Source organism: Amycolatopsis sp. NPDC101161 (genome assembly GCF_044768185.1).
GTDB lineage: Bacteria > Actinomycetota > Actinomycetes > Mycobacteriales > Pseudonocardiaceae > Amycolatopsis.
In genome coordinates this window covers 569,589-590,181 of sequence record NZ_JBIWPI010000004.1, presented here as the reverse complement: position 1 = coordinate 590,181, position 20,593 = coordinate 569,589, and the positions used below count along the sequence as shown (strand labels likewise).

Genomic DNA, 20,593 nt, shown 5'->3' with positions numbered 1-20,593 from the left:
TATGAGTTCGGACGAGCCGGCCGCCGTGGCGGTGGACGAGGCCGGGGAGCCGGCCCCCGAGTCGCCGTGGAAGGACCCCTCGCGGCTCCTCGTGCTCCCCGCTGCGGCGCTGGCGCTGGCCGCGCTGATCGCGGCGGCGATCTTCGGCGTCCAGTGGTGGGTGGCCGCCAACGACGACAACGCCGGCTTGGCGGCCTCGCGCGAGGCCGTGGTCAAGGCGGGCACCAACGCGCTGAAGGCGTACACCGAGGTCGACTACCAGGACCTGGACGGGTTCTTCGCCCGGCAGAAGTCGGTCTCGGACGACAAGATGTCGCAGCAGATCGACCAGTCGGCGCCGACGTTCCGCAAGGCGCTCGCCGACGCCAAGACGAAGGTCGTCACCGACGTCCAGGACATCGCCGTCGAGGAGCTGGACGACCACGAAGGCAAGGCCAGCTTCCTCGCCGCCATCGCCACGACCGTCACCCAGGGCGACAAGAGCAGTGCGAAGCCGCTGCGCCTCGAGGTGTCGATGACCCGCGTCGGCGAGGATTGGAAGCTGTCCGGCATCGACAGCGTCCCGCTCGTCGCGGCCGGCCAGTAGCGTCACCTTAAGGAGCTTGTAGTGCCCCCCTCCCGCCGCCAGCCGCCTCGCAGCAGCAGCACCCCGCCGTCGCGCCGGCCGCGCGTGGCCGGCCTGCGCAAGCCGCCGACGGACGAGTCCGCCGCCGAGCGGACCGGCCAGCTCCCCGCGGTCCCGGCCAAGCCGCGGCCGCGCCCGGCACCCCGGCCGGCGCCGCGACCGGCGGCCAAGCCCGCCCCGGAGCCCTTCGACGCCGACAGCGGGCAGCTGGACACGGCGTCCGCCGAGGACACGCAGGTCTTCGCGGCGGTCGGCACCGAGGAGGAGCCGCAGGTCGACGCGCTCACGGGCGAGCCCGAAGCCGAGGCCGCCGACGAAGAGGCCCCGGCGAAGCCGGCCCCGCGGCGGAAGAAGCGGGACACGGGCATCGCGAAGCCGACGGAGGAGTCCGAGGTCCCGGTCGCCGACGTCGCGGACGAGGAGCCGGCGAGGCCGAGGGCGGCGCAGCGGCCGTACGTGGTCGCGGGCGCGCTGGTGCTGGTGGCGCTGGTCCTGGGTGGTCTGGCGTTCTGGTTCAAGTCCGAGGAGGTCAAGGTCTCCGACGCGACCAGCAACACCGCGCTGCTGGACGTGGCCAAGACCGCGCAGGTCAAGGACGCGGTGTCCAAGGCGGCCGAGGCGCTCTTCTCGTACGACTTCAACAACATCAAGAAGACCGAGGACGCGGCGAACGACCTGCTCGCCAACGACGACGTCAAGAACAAGTACAACTCGCTGATGGGCGAGGTGAAGCGGCTCGCGCCGGCCCAGAAGATGGTCGTGACGTGCAAGGTGACCCGCGCGGCGGTGATCATGCTGAACGGCGACCTGGCGAAGGTGATGGTCTTCGTCGACCAGACGTCGACCCGCACGGACACGAAGAAGACGACCGCGGGGACCGCCCAGCTCCACTTGAACGCCCAGCTGCAAGGGGACAAGTGGAAGATCACGGACATGGACACCTACAACGCCCCCAAGGTCCCGGCGGCCACCCAGGCGCCGGCGTCCCCCTCGCCGACCAAGTAGCTCCCGGCGGCGGCCCGCGACCCGATCGGTCGCGGGCCGTTTCCGCGCCCGCAGCGGCCCGGTGAGCCGCCGTCACGGGCGCGGGACACGTGTGACGCCTGAGACGTCCGGCACCCCCTGGAAACCGGCTCCGGGCCGATCACCCGAATCGCCCGCGACACGCCGCCGGCGGCGGAACCGGTCCCGTCCGAAGTGGCCTGGAACACAGCTCCGCGGTGCCCCGGTACGCGGGAAACCCCCAGGTCCGGCCCCTATTACTGGCGCTACCAGCCGGTAGCTGGAAGACTATTCGGCCGCTCACGCTCCGCTGACCTTCTCCAACGCTGCGCCAACCGGCGGGACCCCCGTGTGGCATCTTGACTCTCGGGCCCGGTGGGTTCACGCTTACTCCCGACGGCGAAACCGGCGGCCCTTGCGGGAGGGACAACCGGCTCGCCTGGAGGCATACCTGAAGACGTCGCGAGGCAGGCTGGGCCCCATCGGGAGCGCCCCCTGGACAGACCGCGCCGTTCGGGCTAGACTGCCTCTTTGCGCTGCCCTCTTTCAGGCTGCCCGGAGCCGGTAGTTAGGATAGTGGGCACACGGCACCCTTGACAGTCGCTCATAGCTGTTGCTATGGCGGCCGTCACCGCTCATTGTCCCCGGAAGGACGCATCTTGGCAGTCTCTCCCGCGAACCAGGCCACTGCTGCGACCACCTCGGCTGAATCTCGCTCGGAGTCCACGGGAATCCCCGGCGCGCCCAAGCGGGTTTCCTTCGCAAAGATTCGCGAACCCCTGAACACCCCCAACCTGCTCGACGTCCAGATCCAGTCGTTCCAGTGGTTCACCGGGGACGAAGCGTGGTTCGAACGCCGTGTCGAAGAAGGTGAAGAAAACCCGGTCGGCGGCCTCGAAGAGGTCCTGAACGAGATCTCCCCGATCGAGGACTTCTCCGGTTCGATGTCCCTGTCCTTCTCCGCTCCGCGGTTCGACGAGGTCAAGGCCTCGATCGAGGAGTGCAAGGACAAGGACATGACGTACGCCGCGCCGCTGTTCGTCACGGCCGAGTTCGTCAACAACAACACCGGCGAGATCAAGAGCCAGACGGTCTTCCTGGGCGACTTCCCGGTCATGACCGACAAGGGCACGTTCATCATCAACGGCACCGAGCGTGTCGTCGTGTCCCAGCTGGTCCGCTCGCCGGGCGTCTACTACTCGAAGGACGTCGACAAGACGACCGACAAGGACGTCTTCAGCGTCCGCGTGATCCCGAGCCGCGGCGCGTGGCTCGAGTTCGACGTCGACAAGCGCGACACCGTCGGCGTCCGCATCGACCGCAAGCGCCGCCAGCCGGTCACCGTGCTGCTGAAGGCGCTGGGCTGGACCACCGAGGCGATCCGCGAGCGCTTCTCCTTCTCGGAGACGCTGCTGGCGACCCTCGAGAAGGACCACACCGCCGGCACCGACGAGGCGCTGCTCGACATCTACCGCAAGCTGCGCCCGGGCGAGCCGCCCACGAAGGAGAGCGCGCAGACCCTGCTGGAGAACCTGTTCTTCAAGGCGAAGCGCTACGACCTGGCCAAGGTCGGCCGGTACAAGGTCAACAAGAAGCTGGGCCTCGAGACGCCGTACGACACCGGGACGCTGACCGAAGAGGACATCGTCACGACCATCGAGTACCTGGTCCGGCTGCACGCCGGCGAGGACAAGATGGACGCGCAGAACGGCACCGAGATCCCGGTCGAGACCGACGACATCGACCACTTCGGCAACCGGCGCCTGCGCACGGTCGGCGAGCTGATCCAGAACCAGATCCGGGTCGGCCTCTCCCGCACCGAGCGCGTCGTGCGCGAGCGCATGACCACGCAGGACGTCGAGGCGATCACGCCGCAGACCCTGATCAACATCCGCCCGATCGGCGCGGCGATCAAGGAGTTCTTCGGCACCTCGCAGCTGTCGCAGTTCATGGACCAGAACAACCCGCTGTCGGGCCTGACGCACAAGCGTCGTCTGTCGGCCCTCGGCCCGGGTGGTCTGTCCCGTGAGCGCGCCGGCATGGAGGTCCGGGACGTCCACCCGTCGCACTACGGCCGGATGTGCCCGATCGAGACGCCGGAAGGCCCGAACATCGGCCTGATCGGCTCGCTCTGCTCCTACGCGCGGGTCAACCCGTTCGGCTTCATCGAGACGCCGTACCGCAAGGTCGTCGAGGGCCGGGTCACCGACCAGGTCGACTACCTGACCGCGGACGAAGAGGACCGGTACGTCAAGGCCCAGGCCAACGCGCCGATCTCGGACGACGGCACCTTCGTCGAAGACCGGGTCATGGCCCGCCGCAAGGGCGGCGAGGTCGAGCTGATCGACCCGCTCGACATCGACTACATGGACGTCTCGCCGCGGCAGATGGTCTCGGTCGCGACGGCGATGATCCCGTTCCTCGAGCACGACGACGCGAACCGCGCCCTGATGGGTGCGAACATGCAGCGCCAGGCCGTGCCGCTGCTGCGCAACCAGGCCCCGTACGTGGGCACGGGTGTGGAGCTGCGCGCCGCGGTCGACGCCGGTGACGTGCTCGTCGCCGAGCAGGCCGGCATCGTCGAGGAGCTCTCGGCGGACCTGATCACGATCATGCACGACGACGGCACGCGGAAGAGCTACGGGCTGTACAAGTTCCGCCGCTCGAACCACGGCACCTGCTTCAACCACCGCCCGATCGTCAACGAGGGCGACCGGGTCGAGCAGGGTCAGGTCATCGCCGACGGCCCGTCCACCGAGAACGGTGAGATGGCGCTCGGCAAGAACCTGCTCGTCGCGGTCATGCCGTGGGAGGGCCACAACTACGAGGACGCGATCATCCTCTCCGAGCGCCTGGTGCAGGACGACGTCTTGACGTCGATCCACATCGAGGAGCACGAGATCGACGCCCGCGACACCAAGCTGGGCGCCGAGGAGATCACCCGGGACATCCCGAACGTCTCCGAGGAGGTCCTGGCCGACCTCGACGAGCGCGGCATCATCCGCATCGGTGCCGAGGTCCGCGACGGCGACATCCTGGTCGGCAAGGTCACGCCGAAGGGCGAGACCGAGCTGACGCCGGAAGAGCGCCTGCTCCGCGCGATCTTCGGCGAGAAGGCCCGCGAAGTCCGCGACACCTCGCTGAAGGTGCCGCACGGCGAGACCGGCAAGGTCATCGGCATCCGCGTGTTCTCGCGCGAGGACGACGACGAGCTGCCCCCGGGCGTCAACGAGCTGGTCCGCGTCTACGTGGCCCAGAAGCGCAAGATCCAGCCGGGCGACAAGCTCGCCGGCCGGCACGGCAACAAGGGTGTCATCGGCAAGATCCTGCCGGTCGAGGACATGCCGTTCATGGAGGACGGCACCCCGGTCGACATCATCCTGAACACGCACGGTGTGCCGCGACGGATGAACATCGGCCAGATCCTCGAGCTGCACCTGGGCTGGCTGGCCTCGCAGGGCTGGACGATCGAGGGCGACCCGGACTGGGCGAAGAACCTGTCGCCGGAGCTCTACGACGTCGCGCCCGGCACGAACACCGCCACCCCGGTGTTCGACGGCGCGAAGGAAGAGGAGCTCACCGGGCTGCTCAGCGCGACCAAGCCGAACCGCGACGGTGAGCGCATGGTCAAGGAGAACGGCAAGGCCACGCTGTTCGACGGCCGCTCCGGCGAGCCGTACCCGTACCCGGTCGCGGTCGGCTACATGTACATCCTGAAGCTGCACCACCTGGTCGACGACAAGATCCACGCCCGCTCCACCGGCCCGTACTCGATGATCACGCAGCAGCCGCTGGGTGGTAAGGCGCAGTTCGGTGGCCAGCGCTTCGGTGAGATGGAGTGCTGGGCGATGCAGGCGTACGGCGCCGCCTACACGCTGCAGGAGCTGCTGACGATCAAGTCGGACGACGTGGTCGGCCGCGTCAAGGTGTACGAGGCCATCGTCAAGGGGGAGAACATCCCCGAGCCGGGCATCCCGGAGTCGTTCAAGGTGCTCCTCAAGGAGCTCCAGTCGCTGTGCCTCAACGTCGAGGTGCTCTCCAGCGACGGCGCGGCGATCGAGATGCGCGACTCCGACGACGAGGACCTCGAGCGCGCCGCGGCCAACCTCGGCATCAACCTGTCCCGCAACGAGTCGCCCTCGGTGGACGACGTCGTGCACTGATCGCGAGCTGAGCGTCGGGGCCGGCCTCCCGCAGGCCCCGACGCTCGCCCGCCAACCCCCTCTAGCCGAAACAACCCCAAGGGGATCTAGACGTGCTGGACGTCAACTTTTTCGATGAGCTCCGGATTGGCCTCGCCACCGCCGACGACATCCGTCAGTGGTCCTACGGCGAGGTCAAGAAGCCGGAGACCATCAACTACCGGACGCTCAAGCCCGAGAAGGACGGCCTCTTCTGCGAGAAGATCTTCGGTCCGACCCGGGACTGGGAGTGCTACTGCGGCAAGTACAAGCGCGTCCGCTTCAAGGGCATCATCTGTGAGCGCTGCGGCGTCGAGGTGACCCGCGCCAAGGTGCGCCGCGAGCGGATGGGCCACATCGAGCTGGCCGCCCCGGTCACCCACATCTGGTACTTCAAGGGTGTTCCCTCGCGCCTCGGCTACCTGCTGGACCTGGCGCCGAAGGACCTCGAGAAGATCATCTACTTCGCTGCTTACGTCATCACGGGCGTGAACACGGAGCTGCGCCACAACGACCTGCCGACCCTCGAGAACGAGATCGGCGTCGAGCGCAAGAACCTCGAGACCAAGCGCGATGCGGACATCGAGGCCCGCGCGCAGAAGCTGGAAGCCGACCTGGCCGAGCTGGAGGCGGAGGGCGCCAAGTCCGACGTCCGCCGCAAGGTCAAGGAGGGCGGCGAGCGCGAGATGCGCCAGCTGCGTGACCGCGCCGGTCGCGAGCTGGACCGCCTCGAGGAGGTCTGGACGACCTTCACGAAGCTCGACACCCGCCAGCTGATCGCCGACGAGCTGCTTTACCGCGAGCTCGTCGACCGCTACGGCGAGTACTTCACCGGCGGCATGGGCGCGGAGGCCATCCAGAAGCTGGCCACCGAGTTCGACGTCGCCGCGGAGGCCGAGAGCCTGCGCGACACGATCCGCAACGGCAAGGGGCAGAAGAAGCTCCGCGCGCTGAAGCGGCTCAAGGTCGTCGCGGCGTTCCAGGCCACCGGCAACGACCCGCGCGGCATGGTGCTCGACGCCGTCCCGGTCATCCCACCGGACCTGCGCCCGATGGTGCAGCTCGACGGTGGCCGGTTCGCGACGTCGGACCTGAACGACCTGTACCGCCGCGTGATCAACCGGAACAACCGCCTCAAGCGGCTGATCGACCTCGGCGCGCCCGAGATCATCGTCAACAACGAGAAGCGGATGCTGCAGGAGGCCGTCGACGCGCTGTTCGACAACGGCCGCCGCGGGCGTCCGGTCACCGGCCCGGGCAACCGGCCGCTGAAGTCGCTGTCCGACCTCCTCAAGGGCAAGCAGGGCCGGTTCCGCCAGAACCTGCTCGGCAAGCGCGTCGACTACTCGGGCCGTTCGGTCATCATCGTCGGTCCGCAGCTGAAGCTGCACCAGTGCGGTCTGCCGAAGGACATGGCGCTCGAGCTGTTCAAGCCGTTCGTCATGAAGCGGCTGGTCGACCTGAACCACGCGCAGAACATCAAGTCCGCCAAGCGGATGGTGGAGCGCTCGCGGCCGCAGGTGTGGGACGTGCTGGAAGAGGTCATCACCGGCCACCCGGTGATGCTGAACCGCGCGCCGACGCTGCACCGCCTCGGCATCCAGGCCTTCGAGCCGCAGCTGGTCGAGGGCAAGGCCATCCAGCTGCACCCGCTGGTCTGCGAGGCGTTCAACGCGGACTTCGACGGTGACCAGATGGCGGTGCACCTGCCGCTGTCGGCCGAGGCGCAGGCCGAGGCCCGGATCCTGATGCTGTCGGCGAACAACATCCTGTCGCCGGCGTCGGGCCGTCCGCTCGCCATGCCGCGGCTGGACATGGTCACGGGCCTGTTCCACCTGACCCGCCTGACCGAGGACGCCGAGGGCGCGGGCAACGCGTACTCGTCGCCGGCCGAGGCCATCATGGCCTTCGACCGCAAGGCGCTGAGCCTGCACGCCCCGGTCAAGATCCGCATCACCGACCGTCAGCCGGCGAAGGCCGACGAAGCGGCGCTGGCGGAGAAGGGCTGGGAGCCGGGCAAGGCGTGGCTGGCCGAGACGACCCTGGGCCGCGTGCTGTTCAACGAGCTGCTGCCGGCGGACTACCCGTTCATCAACGAGCCGATGCCGAAGAAGCGTCAGGCCGCGATCGTGAACGACCTCGCCGAGCGGTACTCGATGACCCAGGTCGCGCAGACCCTGGACCGCCTGAAGGACGCCGGTTTCTACTGGGCGACCCGCTCGGGCGTCACCGTCGCCATCTCGGACGTGCTCACCCCGGTGGGCAAGGCCGCCATCCTCGACGAGTACGAGGGCAAGGCCTCCCAGGTGGAGAAGCGCTACCAGCGTGGTCAGCTGTCGCACACCGAGCGCAACAACGAGCTCGTCAAGGTGTGGACGCAGGCCACCGAAGAGGTCCACAAGATCATGGAGACGGCGCTGCCGGACGACAACCCGATCGCCATGATCGTGAAGTCGGGCGCGGCGGGCAACATGACGCAGGTCCGGTCGCTGGCCGGTATGCGTGGCCTGGTGTCCAACCCGAAGGGTGAGTACATCCCGCGTCCGATCAAGGCCAACTTCCGTGAGGGCCTGTCGGTGGCGGAGTACTTCATCGCGACGCACGGTGCCCGGAAGGGCCTGGCGGACACGGCGCTCCGGACCGCCGACTCGGGTTACCTGACCCGGCGTCTGGTGGACGTCTCGCAGGACGTCATCGTCCGCGAGGTCGACTGCGGCACCACCCGCGGCATCATGATGCCGATCGGCGAGGACATCGGCGACGGCAAGGTCCTGCGCGACCAGCACGTCGAGACCTCGGTCTACGCGCGGAACCTCGCGACGGACGCGGTGGACGCCAAGGGCAACGTCGTGCTGAACGCGGGCGACGACATCGGCGACCCGGCCATCGACAAGCTGCTCTCCAGCGGCATCTCGAAGGTCAAGGTCCGCTCGGTGCTGACCTGCGAGTCGGCCGTCGGCATCTGCGCGACCTGCTACGGCCGCTCGATGGCGACCGGTCAGCTCGTCGACGTCGGCGAGGCCGTGGGTATCGTCGCGGCCCAGTCGATCGGTGAGCCCGGTACGCAGCTGACGATGCGTACGTTCCACCAGGGTGGTGTCGCCGGTGACGACATCACGACCGGTCTGCCCCGTGTGCAGGAGCTCTTCGAGGCTCGTGTGCCGAAGGGCAAGGCGCCGATCGCCGACGTCGATGGCCGCGTGCGCATCGAGGAGAGCGAGCGGTTCTGGAAGATCACGCTGATCCCGGACGACGGCGGCGAAGAGATCGTCTTCGACAAGCTGTCCAAGCGTCAGCGGCTCGCGAACACCCCGAACGGCCCGCTGGGCGACGGCGACCACGTCAACGTCGGCCAGCAGCTGCTCGAGGGCACGCCGGACCCGCACGAGGTCCTGCGGGTCATGGGGCCGCGCGAGGCGCAGATGCACCTGACGGACGAGGTCCAGAAGGTGTACCGGGCGCAGGGTGTGTCGATCCACGACAAGCACATCGAGGTCATCGTCCGGCAGATGCTGCGCCGGGTGACGATCATCGACTCCGGTGCCACGGACTTCCTGCCGGGCGAGCTGCCCGAGCGGACCAAGTTCGAGGCGACGAACCGGGCCGCGGTCGCCGAGGGCGGCGAGCCGGCTTCGGGTCGTCCGGTGCTGATGGGCATCACGAAGGCGTCGCTCACCACGGACTCGTGGCTGTCGGCGGCGTCGTTCCAGGAGACCACGCGAGTCCTGACCGACGCGGCGATCAACGGCCGCTCGGACAAGCTCGTGGGCCTCAAGGAGAACGTGATCATCGGTAAGCTGATCCCGGCCGGTACGGGCATCAACAAGTACCGCAACATCCAGGTGCAGCCGACGGAAGAGGCCCGGGTCGCGGCGTACGCGATCCCGTCCTACGACGACGGCTACTACACCCCGGACGTGTTCGGTACGGGTACCGGTGCCGCGGTGCCGCTGGACGACTACGACTTCGGCCGCGACTTCCGCTGAAGCTGAGTCACGAGAAAGGCCCTCGCCGGGATCCCGGCGGGGGCCTTTCCCTTTCCTCGAAACGGCGACGTCCGGCTGGAAGAGCGGCGGTCGACGTCGCCACCGCGTCGGCGTTGACCGGCGTGTTCGCCACAGGCGCAGGACGATCCCGTTCCCCAACCGCGATCGTGCGGGTCTTCGGTACCGCGACGTCGACCTCGGCAACCAAGTCCGGGCCCCGGACCAAGCCGCGGTTCCGGGCGCCGAGGCCACCGTCGTCGGTGGCCTCGCCAGCACCGCCGTCGACGCGTTCGGGCTCGGCGGTGGCCCGGTGGTCGGCGCCCGCCAGCGGCGCCGCTCGGGCCTCACGACCGGCAAGTGCCTCAGCGCAGGCTGCAGCGGGACACCGGGAAGTCGAAGTACGTGTCCGGGAACGGCTCGCCGTTCAGCGTGTAGTGCCACCACTCCTCGGGCAGGTTCCGGAACCCCGCCTCCGTCATCGCGTTCCGCAGCAGGTCGCGGTTCGTCCGCGCTGCTCCCGTGATCGCCGGGTTGTCCGTGTGGGCCAGCGGGTCGAAGCAGTCGTAGCCCGTCCCCATGTCGACCGTGTTGTCCGGGAACCGCTGGTCCCGCGGTGCGAAGCACGGCTTCAGCGGCTCGCCGGGAATGTACGGCCGCTGGTGGCGCGGTGGGAGCTTCACCAGCGTGAGGTCCATCGTGCTGCCGCGGCTGTGTCCGGACTTCTCGGCGATGTACCCCTCCTCGAACAGCCGGTCCTTCTCGACGTTCGGGTAGAACCCCGCCTTCATCTTCTCGTCGGCGAGGTCCTTCGCCCACCGCACGAAGTGGTCGACCGCGCGCTGCGGGCGGTAGCAGTCGTACACCTTGAGCGTGTAGCCCTGCCGGAGCACCCGCGCCTGGACCTGCCGCAACCCCGAGGCCGCCTGGCGGGTCAGGATGCAGGTCGGCTCGAGGTAGCCGTCGATCCGCTGCCCGACGAAGTTGTGCCGGGTCGCGTAGCGGATGTCCTGCAGGATCGACGGCGCCACGTCGGACAGCGCCACGAACTCCGAAGCCGGGGCGGCGGCCGACGCGGGAGCGGGAACGGCGACCCCGGCCAAGGCGGCGAGGGCGACGGCGAAAACGCGGAAGATCGGCATCCCTCTCCTCTACCAGCTCGGCACCCCGGCGATCAGCCGCCAACCGGTCAGGACCAGCCCTCAGACGTCGTCGCGCGCAGGAAGTCGTCGGACGGCGGCTGCACCGGCCGGCCCTCGAACTGCGTCGACAGCACCACCGACGACCGCAGCTCGCCGTGCTTGCCCAGCCGCTCCAGCAGGCCCTCGAAGTGCTCGAGCGACGCCGTCCGGATCTTCAGCATCGTGCAGTGGTCGCCGGACAGGCGGTGGATCTCCACGACCTCCGGGTAGTCCTCGGACTTCGACGTCTTCAGTAGGCAGCTGCTCAGCGCGCAGCGCATCTCGACGAACGCCTGCAGCGGCTGGCCCGCGCGCCGCGCGTCGACCTGCGCGCGGTAGCCGGTGATCACCCCGGTCTCCTCCAGCCGCCGCACCCGCTCGGCCACCGCCGGCGCCGACAGGTTGATGCGCCGGCCCAGTTCCTTGAACGACAGCCGGCCGTCGGCCTGCAGCAGGTCCAGCAGCCGCCAGTCGACGTCGTCCAGCGGCTTTTCCGAACGGAAGGTCATGGGCCCCATTTTCCTTCCGAAGCGCGGCCGGGGCCACGGATTTGCCGTTCACCGCCCCTTCGATCATGCGCCGGAAGTTCCTAAAGTTGCTGGTCATGGGGACTTTGACGACGACCGGCCGGGCCCGGTCCGTGGGAGCGCTGTTCGCCGGCGTCGCGCTGCTCAACACCGCGACGGTCGGGTTGAGCACGGCGGCGACGCTGATCGTCGCCGCGGGCAGCGGGCCGGGCTGGAGCGGCTTGCCGAGCGTCGCGAACGTGCTCGGCACGGCCGCCGGCGCGCTGGGCGCGGGCCTGCTGCTGCCGAGCCACGGCCGCCGGCGCGTGCTGAGCGCCGGGTACGCCGTCGCCGCGGCGGGCGCGCTGGTCGCGTTCGCCGGCGCGCTGACGACGTCGCTCGTGCCGCTCCTGCTGGGCATCCTGCTGGTCGGCCTCGGCAACGGCGGCGCGCAGCTGTCGCGCTACCTGGCCGCGGACCTCTACCCCGAGGAACGCCGGGGCCGCGCGCTCTCGAACGTCGTCTGGGCGGGGACCGTCGGCGCTCTCGCCGGGCCGGCGCTGATGGCCCCGGCTGCGGACGTCGTGACCGGCTTCGGCTGGCCGGCGCTGTCCGGGCCGGTCGCCGTCGCGGTGCTCGCCACGGCCGGGGCGGCGCTGGCGGCGGCGTTCCTCCCGCGGCACGTCCCGCCACCGCGAGAAGCGCCGGTGAGCGCCCCGGTGCGGGCGACCGGCGTCGCGCGGCCGCTGGTCGCGATGGTCGCCGCGCAGCTCACGATGGTCGCGGTCATGACGATGACGCCGTTGCAGCTGCAGAACCACGGGCACGGGCTCGACGTCGTCGGCTGGGTGCTGAGCGCGCACCTGTTCGGCATGTTCGCGCTGGCGCCGCTGTCCGGCCGGATCGCCGACCGCTGGGGCCCGCGCGTCACCGTCAACGCGGGCCTGGGCGTGCTCGCGCTCTCGACGGCGACCGCGCTCGCGGCCCCGACCGCGCACACGTCCGGCCTGCCGGTGGCGTTGTTCCTCCTCGGGTACGGCTGGAACCTGGTGTTCGTCGGCGGCAGCGCGCAGCTGAGCCGCGACCTCGCGCCCGCGACGCGCAGCCGGGTGCAGGGGACGGTCGACGCGGTCGTCTGGTCGGCGTCCGCGCTGGCCGGGCTGGGTTCCGGGCAGCTGTTCGCCGGCGGCGGGTACGCGCTCGTCGCGGTCGTCGGCGGGGTGCTGGCCCTGCTCCCGCTGGTGTTGCTGGTTCCCCGCCGGCCGTGACATCCGGTGATCTTCCCAGGTCGACGGACCGTAGCCGGGCGGTTGTAGGCAAAATTCTCGTCCCGGTGGCCGCCGAGGGCTGGCGAAGATGGGCCGTGGCTGACTCTGTGCCCTTCACGGACAACTTCTCGGACCTCTCCAACACGCAGGGGTACCAGTTCGAGTTCCGCTGTGAACGCTGCGGCAACGGTTTCCGTTCCGCCTTCCAGCGCGACACCATGGAAACCGGGCGAAGCGTGCTTCGCACGGTCGGGTCGTTCTTCGGCGGGACGCTGCGGGACCTGAGCAACTCGGCCGACCAGTGGCGCTACGACCGCGCGACCAACTCGCCCGCCAAGGACCGGGCGCTGGCCGCCGCGGTCAAGGAGATCACCCCGAGCTTCCGCCAGTGCCGCGGCTGCGGCGACTGGATGTGCCAGGACCAGTGCTGGAACGAGGAGATCGGCCAGTGCCTGCGCTGCTCGCCGAGCGTCGCCGAGGAGATCTCGCGCGCGCAGGCGTCGGCGCAGCGCGACCAGATCTGGGACAAGGCCCGAGAGAAGGACTGGACGTCCGGGCTGGACATCGACACCCGCGCCAAGGTCACCTGCCCCGGCTGCGGCCTGAAGGCCGACGGCGGGAAGTTCTGCGCTTCCTGCGGCACGTCCCTGGCGCTCAAGGTCGCCTGCGGCGGCTGCGGGAGCGAGGCCAACAAGCCGGGCGCGCTGTTCTGCTCGGACTGCGGCACCAAACTCTGACCGGGAGTTCCCGGCACTTCATAACGAATACATAACTCGCAGCCCCGGCGTTCAGGCGCCGGGGCTGCGCCGTTGTGACCAACCGTGACGCCGCCGGTTGGACTACCCGCTTCGCTCACCCGTTCGGCGCAAGGGATCGCGTCAACTCGGCCCACGCCGTGGGAAATTGACCCGATCGGTGGGCATCTCATTCTTTGATCACGGCTGGACGCTTCGTCCGCTTGGCGCGAATATTCCGCCCGGGTCCGCTGACGTCAGCTTTCCGTTGTGTCCCAACGGTTTCCGTCCGTGAAGAAGAACAGGGAGAACCATGCGATCAACTCCGTCGCGCCCGGGCCGGTGGCGAAAGGTGGTGACCGGCGCCGCGGCACTCGCCCTCGCGGCCGGCGCGGTCACGTACACCGGCTCGTCCACCGGCGCCTACGCCGACGTCCAGACGATCACCGACGCGAAGACCGCGTCCGACGGCAAGCAGTACTGGGTGCAGAACCACCTGGTGTCCAAGGATCTCGCGCGTTCGGAGAGCGGGACGCCGAAGAAGTGGCTGCTCGTCTGGGCCGGTGACGAGAACATCGCCGACACGCTCGTCAAGGACGTCAAGAACCTGCCGGGCACGCTCGGCGGCGGGCTCAACAAGATCAAGAACGCCTTGCCCGGCCCGGACTTCCTCGCCGTGATCGACGCGACGCAGGGCTCGCCGACGTACGGCAAGGTCGTCAACACCGCGACCGTCGGCCCGCTGGTCGAAAACGAGCCGCACCACATGCAGTACGTCTGGCACAAGGGCGACACGATCTACGCCGGCGCGCTGTTCGCCGCGGCGACGTACGCCTTCGACGTCAGCGCGCTGCCGCAGCTGAAGCTCAAGGGCGTCAGCCTGCCGACGAACACGCTCGGCGGCAGCGTCCCGGACGCCTACTGGGTGCTGAAGGACGGCACCGCGTACGGCACGTACATGGGCGGCCCGGTGGTCCCCGGCCCGCACGCCTACGCCGACGGCTCCACGCAGATCGGCAACGGCTTCGCGGGCAGCCCCGGCGAGGTCGTCCACTTCGGACAGAACGCGCAGGTGCTCTCGGAGTCCCCGGCGGCGACCCCGCAGGGCGACAACAAGAAGCTCTGCGACAACCTGCCGCAGCTGGGCACGCCGACCTGCGCCAACCCGCACGGCATCCAGGCCCGCGAGGACCTGGACACGCTCGTCACGAGCGACTACGCCGAGCCGCGCAACATCATCCTCGACCCGGTGAAGCAGCCGTCGCCGTACCTGCGGCGGCCGACCGTGCGGACCTGGGACATCTCCGACCGCAACCACCCGAAGCTGAAGTCGGTGTCGTACCTGCAGGACGGCCCGCGCGCCGATCCGGCCGACCCGCTGCACGCCGAGAGCCGCGCGGTCATGGAGACCACGGTGACCAACCTGCCGGGCCACAAGGGCGCGTTCGCCCAGACCATGCAGGGCGGCGCGGTGTTCTACACGCCGGACATCACCGCGAAGGAGCCGCACTGGATCGAGGTGTTCGACGACGGCGCCGCGAACAAGTCCATCTACGCCAACAACGACTCGAACGGCGCCAGCTCCAACGGCGGCTGGATCCAGACGAGCCCGGACGACAAGTACCTCTACCGCGCGATCGTCGGGCGGCAGAAGGGCACGCTCTCGGCCGACGACCCCGGCACCACCGGCGGCGTCTACGTCCTCGACATCCGGAAGCTGGTCAACGCCGGCGACCGCATCGAGGACATCGAAGGCCGGGTCGACACGAAGGCGAAGGCACAGCAGGGCGGGGGCGGCGACCTGCCGACCGTCGTCGGCGCGGCCCCGATCAACCCCGGCACGCCGGGCGCGGGCCCGCACTGGGGCGCCTACGACAACTTCGTGCTCGGCGACGACGGCTTCTACCACGAAACCACGTCGCCGCAGCACCTCGCGGTGTCGAACTACTTCGTCGCGCGGTCCGGTTTGGACGGTGACCACAAGGTCAACCTGCTGAACCTCGGCCCGGACGGGAAGGTGTCGGTCGACTCGAACTTCCGGGACGAGTTCACCGGCCAGGTCGGCGTCAACTTCAACCGCAAGTCGTGGCCGCACGGGGACTTCGGCAACGCCAAGCCGCACTCCGAACTGTTCGTGGTCGCGGACGCGAACGTCAAGTAACGCGGTCGTGAGTGCGTAACGGTGTTCTAACACTGTTACGCACTCACGACCCCCTGGACTGGGAGTCTTGATGGACCACGACCACTCCGCGCCCACCGGTTCGTCCACTGTGGACAGCCTGGCGCTGGTGCTCCGGCTGGCCCTGCTGCTGTCGACGGCGTTCCTCGCCGGTGGCGGCCTGGTGCGGGGGCCGGTGCCGGCTCGCCGCGCGCTCTACGCCCTTGGTGGGCTTTCGGCGCTGCTCGCCGTCGTGTCGGCGTTCGTCGCCGACGTCAACGTGGTCGCGCTGGCGATCCACGTCGTGCTCGCGGTGGCGGTGCCGGTCCTCCCGCGGGCCACCCGCTGGACGTCGGCCGCGCTGCTGGCGCTCGTCGTGCTGGAGACGTCGCTCGGCGGCACCGGCATCGAGTTCGCGATCGACACCGTGTTCGTCGCCGGGGCGGCCGTGTGGTTCGGCTTCGCGCTGCTCGGGCCGGTGACGACGGCGGCCGTCCGGCCCGGGCCCCTCGCGCTCACCCTCGGCGGCCTGCTGGTCCTGGCCGGCGCGGTCCGGTTCGGCCTGTCCGGCCTCGGCTTCGACCGGCGGCTCTACACGACGGTCTTCGGGCTCGCGGTGGTCGCCGTCGTGGTCCTCCCGCTGGTCGTCAGCGGGCTCGCGGCGGTCCTGCGCGAGCGTGCTTACCGGTTCGGCGTGCTCGGCGTCGCGCTCGCGTTCGTCGCGTGGGGCGCGCTCGGCGCGATCCCCGCGCCGCCGCCGTTGCCCGTTCCGGGCGTGCCGCTGCTCGCCGGCGAGGCCGGGTTCCCGGTGCTCGTCAGCCCGCAACGGCCGGGCCGCAACGTCGTCCACTTCCCGGCGAGCGCGGGCGACGACCTCTCGGCGGGAGTCCGCGGCGGGCTGATCACGAAGGCCGTCGCGCGGCCCGGGGCCGAGGGCACGTGGGCCGATGTCGACTTACCGCCCGGCCGGAGCGACCTGGAGATCCGCCGCGGTGACGCGACGACGGTCGTCGAGGTCGACGCGGGGACCGCGCCCGGCCCGGCGATCGCCGAGGCGGACGCGCCGGAATGCGCGTCCGCGGCGCTCGGCGGCCTGGTCGCCGGCCGCGCCGACGTGCTGAGCGCGTGCCCGTCCGACGCGCTGACGCCGGAGGACAGCGGCGCGCTGGTCAAGCTCGTCGAGTTCCTGGCCGGGCGGAAGCCGGCCGCGCTCACGCTCGTCGAAGACGACTCGCCGCGCGGGGTCGCGGCGGCGAAGCTGGTGCGCGAAACCGCGGCGCGGACCGGGCTGGCCGTGCGGCCGGACGCCGGGCCCGACACCGCGCTCGTCGTCGTCTCCGGCTGGGCGGGCGGGTACACCGCGATGACGCGGGCCGCCGAACTGCAGCGCCTCGAACCCACCCACCAGTACGGGCTCTACCTGGCGCCGTGGCTGCTGAACGGGCCGATCGTCAACGCCGTGGCGAGCGCGTCGCTGCCGCTGCGGTTCGACCCGCGGGAGGCGACCGCGGTCGGGTACGCCGTGGCGGTCGGCGACCGCTTCGGCGGCGAAAGCCCGACGCCTAGCGGCTTCCGGACCTGGCTCGGCGCCGACCGGGCCGCGGGGGACGTGCAGATCTTCGCCGCCGCCCAGGTCAACGCCATGCCGATGTACCCCACCGAACCCCACGCCACCGGAATGGTGATGGACCGCGACTACGCGGGCCAGTGGGTGTCCGACGGAACCATCGTGCCGATCACGTCGGTTCTCCGCTGAAAAACCCTTGAGAGGAAAGGAAAACGCATGAAGCGTCTTGCTGCCCGCGTGCTGCTGCCGCTGGTCGCGGCGACGGCGTTCACCGGCCTGGCCGCCGGGGTCGCCTCGGCCGACCCGACCGACGGTTCCGTCTGGCTCGTGCCCGGCGTCGACCTCGGCAGCGTGCTCGGGCCGGTCGGCCAGCCGGTCGGCCTGCTCGCGCCCGTCTTCGACCTGATCACCGCTGTTTCCTGAAAGGCAGAGAACCCATGAAGAAGACCCTCGCTGTCGCGGTCCTCGCCGGCGCGGCCCTGTTCGGCGCGGCGACGCCGGCGCTGGCCGCCGACGGCCCCGGTGTCGTCGTGGTCGACGAGCCGGACACCAGTGGCCTGAACAACATCTGGACGTTCGCGCCGCTCGGCGTCCCGGTGCTCGGCCTGATCCAGTCGGTCAACGGCGTGCCCGGCAAGCTCCTGCCTTCCTTCTGACCGCGACGGCGGCCCCTCGCCCCCGAGGGGCCGCCTGCGTCAGCTGAGGGCCTTCTCGAACCAGTGCTCGGCGTACTTGTCGTCGTTGAACGGCTCGACCTCGGCGTACCCGAGCTTCGCGTACAGCGCGCGGGCCTCGACGAGGTCGTGGCGTGTGTCGAGCCGCATGAGCCGCGACCCGAGCCGCCGTGCCGCGTCCTCGGCGGCCGTCACCAGCGCGGGGCCGCCGCCGCTGCCGCGGTGGGCGTGCTTCACGAAGACCTTGGTCAGCTCGCTGACGCCGGGCGCCGCCACTCGGGTGCCGGCGCAGCCCGCGACGACGCCGTCCCGCCGTCCGACGAGGAAGGCGCCGGTCGGGGCCATCAGATCGGTGCCGGGTTCGTCGGCGATGCCCTGGTCGATCTCGGCTTCGGTGGCCTGGCGTCCGTAGTAGCGCGAAGCGACTTCGTCCATGTACTCGCGCATGATCGCGACGGCGTCCGGGTGGGCGACGTCGATCTGGGTGATCTTCCAGTTCACGTCCTCATCGTGAGGTCGCTGTCCAGCGAATTCGGCGGCCCCCGGGCACCATGGGCGCATGACGACTGTCACGAAGCGCCTGACGGTGGTGGCCGTCCTGCTGATCACGCTGGGCGCGATCCTGCTGTCGGTGGGCGCGATCGGTTTCCAGGCGTCCAAGCCGGCCGACGCCAACATCGGCGCGGGGTTCGCGCTGCTGGCCGGGCCTTACATCGTCGGGCTGGGGCTGGTGTTCGCGCTGTCGGCGGGCTTGACGCACCTCACGACGCGCCGCCGCTGACGGTCCACAGGGTCGCGAGCACTGCTGCCCGCCACCCATCGTGGCCGCTCGGCGACGGTGTGACGTACGGAACGCCGGATCCGATCCCACTGCGTCACCCGGTCGGGTAATGGGTAGGTTGCGGCCGCAAGGGGAAGCAGGGGAACAGCGCTAGGAGTGCGTGATGAGCAGCAGCGAAGGGGCCGGCCGGCCCGACGAAGAACCGAAGTCGACGGGCAGCCACGCGGCGCCGGAGGGGGCCGGGGTGCACCCGCTCATCGACCTCTCGCGCGACCCGAACCCGGGCAAGCCGGACCACGCGAAGCCCGACGAGGACTGAGCGGGGGAGCCAGGCCGGGTCGGTCCGGCCCACGGAGCGCGGCTGACGCGCCGGCGGGCCGGGCCCGCCGGGCCGGGCCGGGGTAGCCGGGCCTACCGAGCCGGGCCCACCGAGCCGGGTCGGGTCGGTCCACGGAGCGCGGCTGACGCGCCGGCGGGCCGGTTCTGCCGAGCTAGGGCCCCCGGGCCTACTGAGCCGGGTCGACCGCGCCGGGTGAGCTGGAGGGCCGCCCGGCGGGTCGCGCACGCCGGGATCCACCGTCGCGAACGACTCATCCGGGACGTGGACGAGTCGTCCGCGGCCGCCGGCCGGGAGCGGAACATTCCCGAGGCCGGCGGTGTTGTAATCAGTGCGGGGGGAGTCCGTGCCGGGCGCACCCGGCGGCGGAAACCCGGGGGAAACCGGCCCTGGCGGGCGGGGAAACCACGCCACCGCGACCGGACTCCGGAACATCCCCCGGCCGGGCGGTGCCGAGAGGTAGGCTGGAGGTTCGCCGACCTTCAGACCCCCCGCCGCGTTCCGTCCGGACCCGGGCGGGTATCTTTGGAGACCGTGCCCGGCAGGCGTCGGGCCGCTCCGCGTGCCGTGCGCATGGGCGGGGTGCTCAGGCACCCGGTCACCGGCTTCGGCAGGTCGGGGTTCCGACGGAAAATCCCTCCGGGAAGTTACCGGTCGAGAGACCGTGACGCGGGCCGACACGCCCGACCGCGGGGGCCGGTGAAGACACGAAGAAGCAGATCACGACAGGAAGCTGGTCCATTGCCCACGATCCAGCAGCTGGTCCGCAAGGGCCGCCAGGACAAGGCTGCCAAGCAGAAGACCGCGGCCCTCAAGGGGAGCCCGCAGCGGCGAGGCGTGTGCACCCGCGTGTACACCACGACCCCCAAGAAGCCGAACTCGGCGCTGCGCAAGGTCGCGCGTGTGAAGCTGACCAGCGGCATCGAGGTCACCGCCTACATCCCCGGTGAGGGCCACAACCTGCAGGAGCACTCGATGGTGCTCGTGCGCGGTGGTCGTGTGAAGGACCTTCCGGGTGTCCGTTACAAGATCATCCGCGGTTCGCTCGACACGCAGGGTGTCAAGAACCGCAAGCAGGCGCGCAGCCGGTACGGCGCGAAGAAGGAGAAGAGCTAATGCCCCGCAAGGGTCCGGCCCCGAAGCGGCCGCTGATCTCCGACCCCGTCTACGCCTCCCCGCTGGTCACCCAGCTGGTGAACAAGGTGCTGAAGGACGGGAAGCGGTCCCTGGCCGAGCGCATCGTGTACGGCGCGCTCGAAGGCGCTCGCGAGAAGACGGGCACCGACCCGGTCGTCACGCTGAAGCGCGCTCTCGACAACGTGAAGCCCACCATCGAGGTGAAGAGCCGCCGCGTCGGTGGCGCCACCTACCAGGTGCCGATCGAGGTCAAGCCGGGTCGCTCGACGACCCTGGCGCTGCGCTGGCTGGTCTCCTTCTCGCAGGCCCGCCGCGAGAAGACGATGATCGAGCGCCTGCAGAACGAGCTCCTGGACGCGTCGAACGGCCTCGGGGCCTCCGTGAAGCGTCGCGAGGACACGCACAAGATGGCCGAGTCCAACCGGGCCTTCGCGCACTACCGCTGGTGATTTCCGCCCG

17 protein-coding genes are annotated in these 20,593 nt (G+C 70.1%); 14 read left to right on the top strand and 3 right to left on the bottom strand.

The genetic code is table 11. The features are described 5' to 3' along the window. The first annotated feature begins 1 nt into the window (after position 1). The 4 genes from ACIRSS_RS30370 to ACIRSS_RS30355 all read left to right on the top strand — a co-directional run bounded on the left by ACIRSS_RS30370 (position 2) and on the right by ACIRSS_RS30355 (position 9,794). Complete coding sequence (locus ACIRSS_RS30370; protein WP_400900766.1) at positions 2 to 586, top strand: hypothetical protein; 585 nt, start codon at positions 2 to 4, stop codon at positions 584 to 586. Between the two features lie 84 nt (positions 587 to 670). Further along, positions 671 to 1,630: a hypothetical protein gene (locus ACIRSS_RS30365; protein ID WP_400901925.1), complete on the top strand. Its 960-nt coding sequence runs from the start codon at positions 671 to 673 to the stop codon at positions 1,628 to 1,630. A gap of 656 nt (positions 1,631 to 2,286) precedes the next feature. Further along, positions 2,287 to 5,790, top strand: coding sequence for a DNA-directed RNA polymerase subunit beta (locus ACIRSS_RS30360; protein WP_400900764.1), 3,504 nt, complete (start codon positions 2,287 to 2,289; stop codon positions 5,788 to 5,790). A gap of 92 nt (positions 5,791 to 5,882) precedes the next feature. Continuing rightward, positions 5,883 to 9,794, top strand: a complete 3,912-nt coding sequence (locus ACIRSS_RS30355) for a DNA-directed RNA polymerase subunit beta' (RefSeq protein WP_400900762.1) — start codon at positions 5,883 to 5,885, stop codon at positions 9,792 to 9,794. Between the two features lie 362 nt (positions 9,795 to 10,156). On the opposite strand, the gene ACIRSS_RS30350 is transcribed toward ACIRSS_RS30355, so the two are convergent. Both ACIRSS_RS30350 and ACIRSS_RS30345 read right to left on the bottom strand, forming a co-directional pair. Then, positions 10,157 to 10,933: a M15 family metallopeptidase gene (locus ACIRSS_RS30350; RefSeq protein WP_400900760.1), complete on the bottom strand. Its 777-nt coding sequence runs from the start codon at positions 10,931 to 10,933 to the stop codon at positions 10,157 to 10,159. Between the two features lie 47 nt (positions 10,934 to 10,980). Beyond that, positions 10,981 to 11,481, bottom strand: a complete 501-nt coding sequence (locus ACIRSS_RS30345; protein WP_400900758.1) for an Lrp/AsnC family transcriptional regulator — start codon at positions 11,479 to 11,481, stop codon at positions 10,981 to 10,983. A gap of 95 nt (positions 11,482 to 11,576) precedes the next feature. Here ACIRSS_RS30345 and ACIRSS_RS30340 point away from each other — a divergent pair, with 95 nt between their 5' ends. From ACIRSS_RS30340 to ACIRSS_RS30315, 6 genes are all read left to right on the top strand, one after another. Further along, the gene (locus ACIRSS_RS30340) at positions 11,577 to 12,746 is read left to right on the top strand and encodes an MFS transporter (protein WP_400900756.1); all 1,170 of its coding nucleotides are present in this window, start codon (positions 11,577 to 11,579) and stop codon (positions 12,744 to 12,746) included. Between the two features lie 95 nt (positions 12,747 to 12,841). Continuing rightward, positions 12,842 to 13,483, top strand: a complete 642-nt coding sequence (locus ACIRSS_RS30335) for a zinc ribbon domain-containing protein (RefSeq protein ID WP_400900754.1) — start codon at positions 12,842 to 12,844, stop codon at positions 13,481 to 13,483. A gap of 310 nt (positions 13,484 to 13,793) precedes the next feature. Beyond that, complete coding sequence (locus ACIRSS_RS30330; RefSeq protein WP_400900752.1) at positions 13,794 to 15,641, top strand: hypothetical protein; 1,848 nt, start codon at positions 13,794 to 13,796, stop codon at positions 15,639 to 15,641. Between the two features lie 70 nt (positions 15,642 to 15,711). Then, complete coding sequence (locus tag ACIRSS_RS30325) at positions 15,712 to 17,394, top strand: hypothetical protein (protein WP_400900750.1); 1,683 nt, start codon at positions 15,712 to 15,714, stop codon at positions 17,392 to 17,394. Between the two features lie 27 nt (positions 17,395 to 17,421). Further along, positions 17,422 to 17,628, top strand: coding sequence for a hypothetical protein (locus ACIRSS_RS30320; RefSeq protein WP_400900748.1), 207 nt, complete (start codon positions 17,422 to 17,424; stop codon positions 17,626 to 17,628). 14 nt (positions 17,629 to 17,642) lie between these two features. Then, a complete protein-coding gene (locus ACIRSS_RS30315; RefSeq protein WP_400900746.1) occupies positions 17,643 to 17,861 on the top strand; it encodes a hypothetical protein in 219 nt (72 codons plus the stop codon). Positions 17,862 to 17,900: 39 nt separating this feature from the next. Here the strand turns inward: ACIRSS_RS30315 and ACIRSS_RS30310 are convergent, their stop codons facing one another. After that, a complete protein-coding gene (locus tag ACIRSS_RS30310) occupies positions 17,901 to 18,380 on the bottom strand; it encodes a GNAT family N-acetyltransferase (RefSeq protein WP_400900744.1) in 480 nt (159 codons plus the stop codon). Between the two features lie 58 nt (positions 18,381 to 18,438). On the opposite strand from ACIRSS_RS30310, the gene ACIRSS_RS30305 reads away from it, so the two are divergent. From ACIRSS_RS30305 to rpsG, 4 genes are all read left to right on the top strand, one after another. Next, a complete protein-coding gene (locus ACIRSS_RS30305) occupies positions 18,439 to 18,660 on the top strand; it encodes a hypothetical protein (protein WP_400900742.1) in 222 nt (73 codons plus the stop codon). 163 nt (positions 18,661 to 18,823) lie between these two features. Further along, on the top strand, positions 18,824 to 18,979 hold the full coding sequence (locus ACIRSS_RS30300; protein WP_086675507.1) for a hypothetical protein: 156 nt from the start codon (positions 18,824 to 18,826) through the stop codon (positions 18,977 to 18,979). Positions 18,980 to 19,738: 759 nt separating this feature from the next. Then, the gene (gene rpsL, locus ACIRSS_RS30295; RefSeq protein WP_003102113.1) at positions 19,739 to 20,113 is read left to right on the top strand and encodes a 30S ribosomal protein S12; all 375 of its coding nucleotides are present in this window, start codon (positions 19,739 to 19,741) and stop codon (positions 20,111 to 20,113) included. Beyond that, complete coding sequence (gene rpsG, locus ACIRSS_RS30290; protein WP_003102106.1) at positions 20,113 to 20,583, top strand: 30S ribosomal protein S7; 471 nt, start codon at positions 20,113 to 20,115, stop codon at positions 20,581 to 20,583. The genes rpsL and rpsG overlap by 1 nt, the downstream gene beginning before the upstream one ends. The last annotated feature ends 10 nt before the right edge of the window (positions 20,584 to 20,593 follow it).

What these genes read in the sequence shown, in the direction of transcription:
- ACIRSS_RS30320 (WP_400900748.1), top strand. Translation starts at nt 17,422, where the DNA reads ATGAAGCGTCTTGCTGCCCGCGTGCTGCTGCCGCTGGTCGCGGCGACG.
- ACIRSS_RS30305 (WP_400900742.1), top strand. Translation starts at nt 18,439, where the DNA reads ATGACGACTGTCACGAAGCGCCTGACGGTGGTGGCCGTCCTGCTGATC.
- ACIRSS_RS30330 (WP_400900752.1), top strand. Translation starts at nt 13,794, where the DNA reads ATGCGATCAACTCCGTCGCGCCCGGGCCGGTGGCGAAAGGTGGTGACC.
- ACIRSS_RS30370 (WP_400900766.1), top strand. Translation starts at nt 2, where the DNA reads ATGAGTTCGGACGAGCCGGCCGCCGTGGCGGTGGACGAGGCCGGGGAG.
- ACIRSS_RS30340 (WP_400900756.1), top strand. Translation starts at nt 11,577, where the DNA reads ATGGGGACTTTGACGACGACCGGCCGGGCCCGGTCCGTGGGAGCGCTG.
- ACIRSS_RS30325 (WP_400900750.1), top strand. Translation starts at nt 15,712, where the DNA reads ATGGACCACGACCACTCCGCGCCCACCGGTTCGTCCACTGTGGACAGC.
- ACIRSS_RS30300 (WP_086675507.1), top strand. Translation starts at nt 18,824, where the DNA reads ATGAGCAGCAGCGAAGGGGCCGGCCGGCCCGACGAAGAACCGAAGTCG.
- rpsG (WP_003102106.1), top strand. Translation starts at nt 20,113, where the DNA reads ATGCCCCGCAAGGGTCCGGCCCCGAAGCGGCCGCTGATCTCCGACCCC.
- ACIRSS_RS30350 (WP_400900760.1), bottom strand. Translation starts at nt 10,933, where the DNA reads ATGCCGATCTTCCGCGTTTTCGCCGTCGCCCTCGCCGCCTTGGCCGGG.
- ACIRSS_RS30315 (WP_400900746.1), top strand. Translation starts at nt 17,643, where the DNA reads ATGAAGAAGACCCTCGCTGTCGCGGTCCTCGCCGGCGCGGCCCTGTTC.
- ACIRSS_RS30345 (WP_400900758.1), bottom strand. Translation starts at nt 11,481, where the DNA reads ATGACCTTCCGTTCGGAAAAGCCGCTGGACGACGTCGACTGGCGGCTG.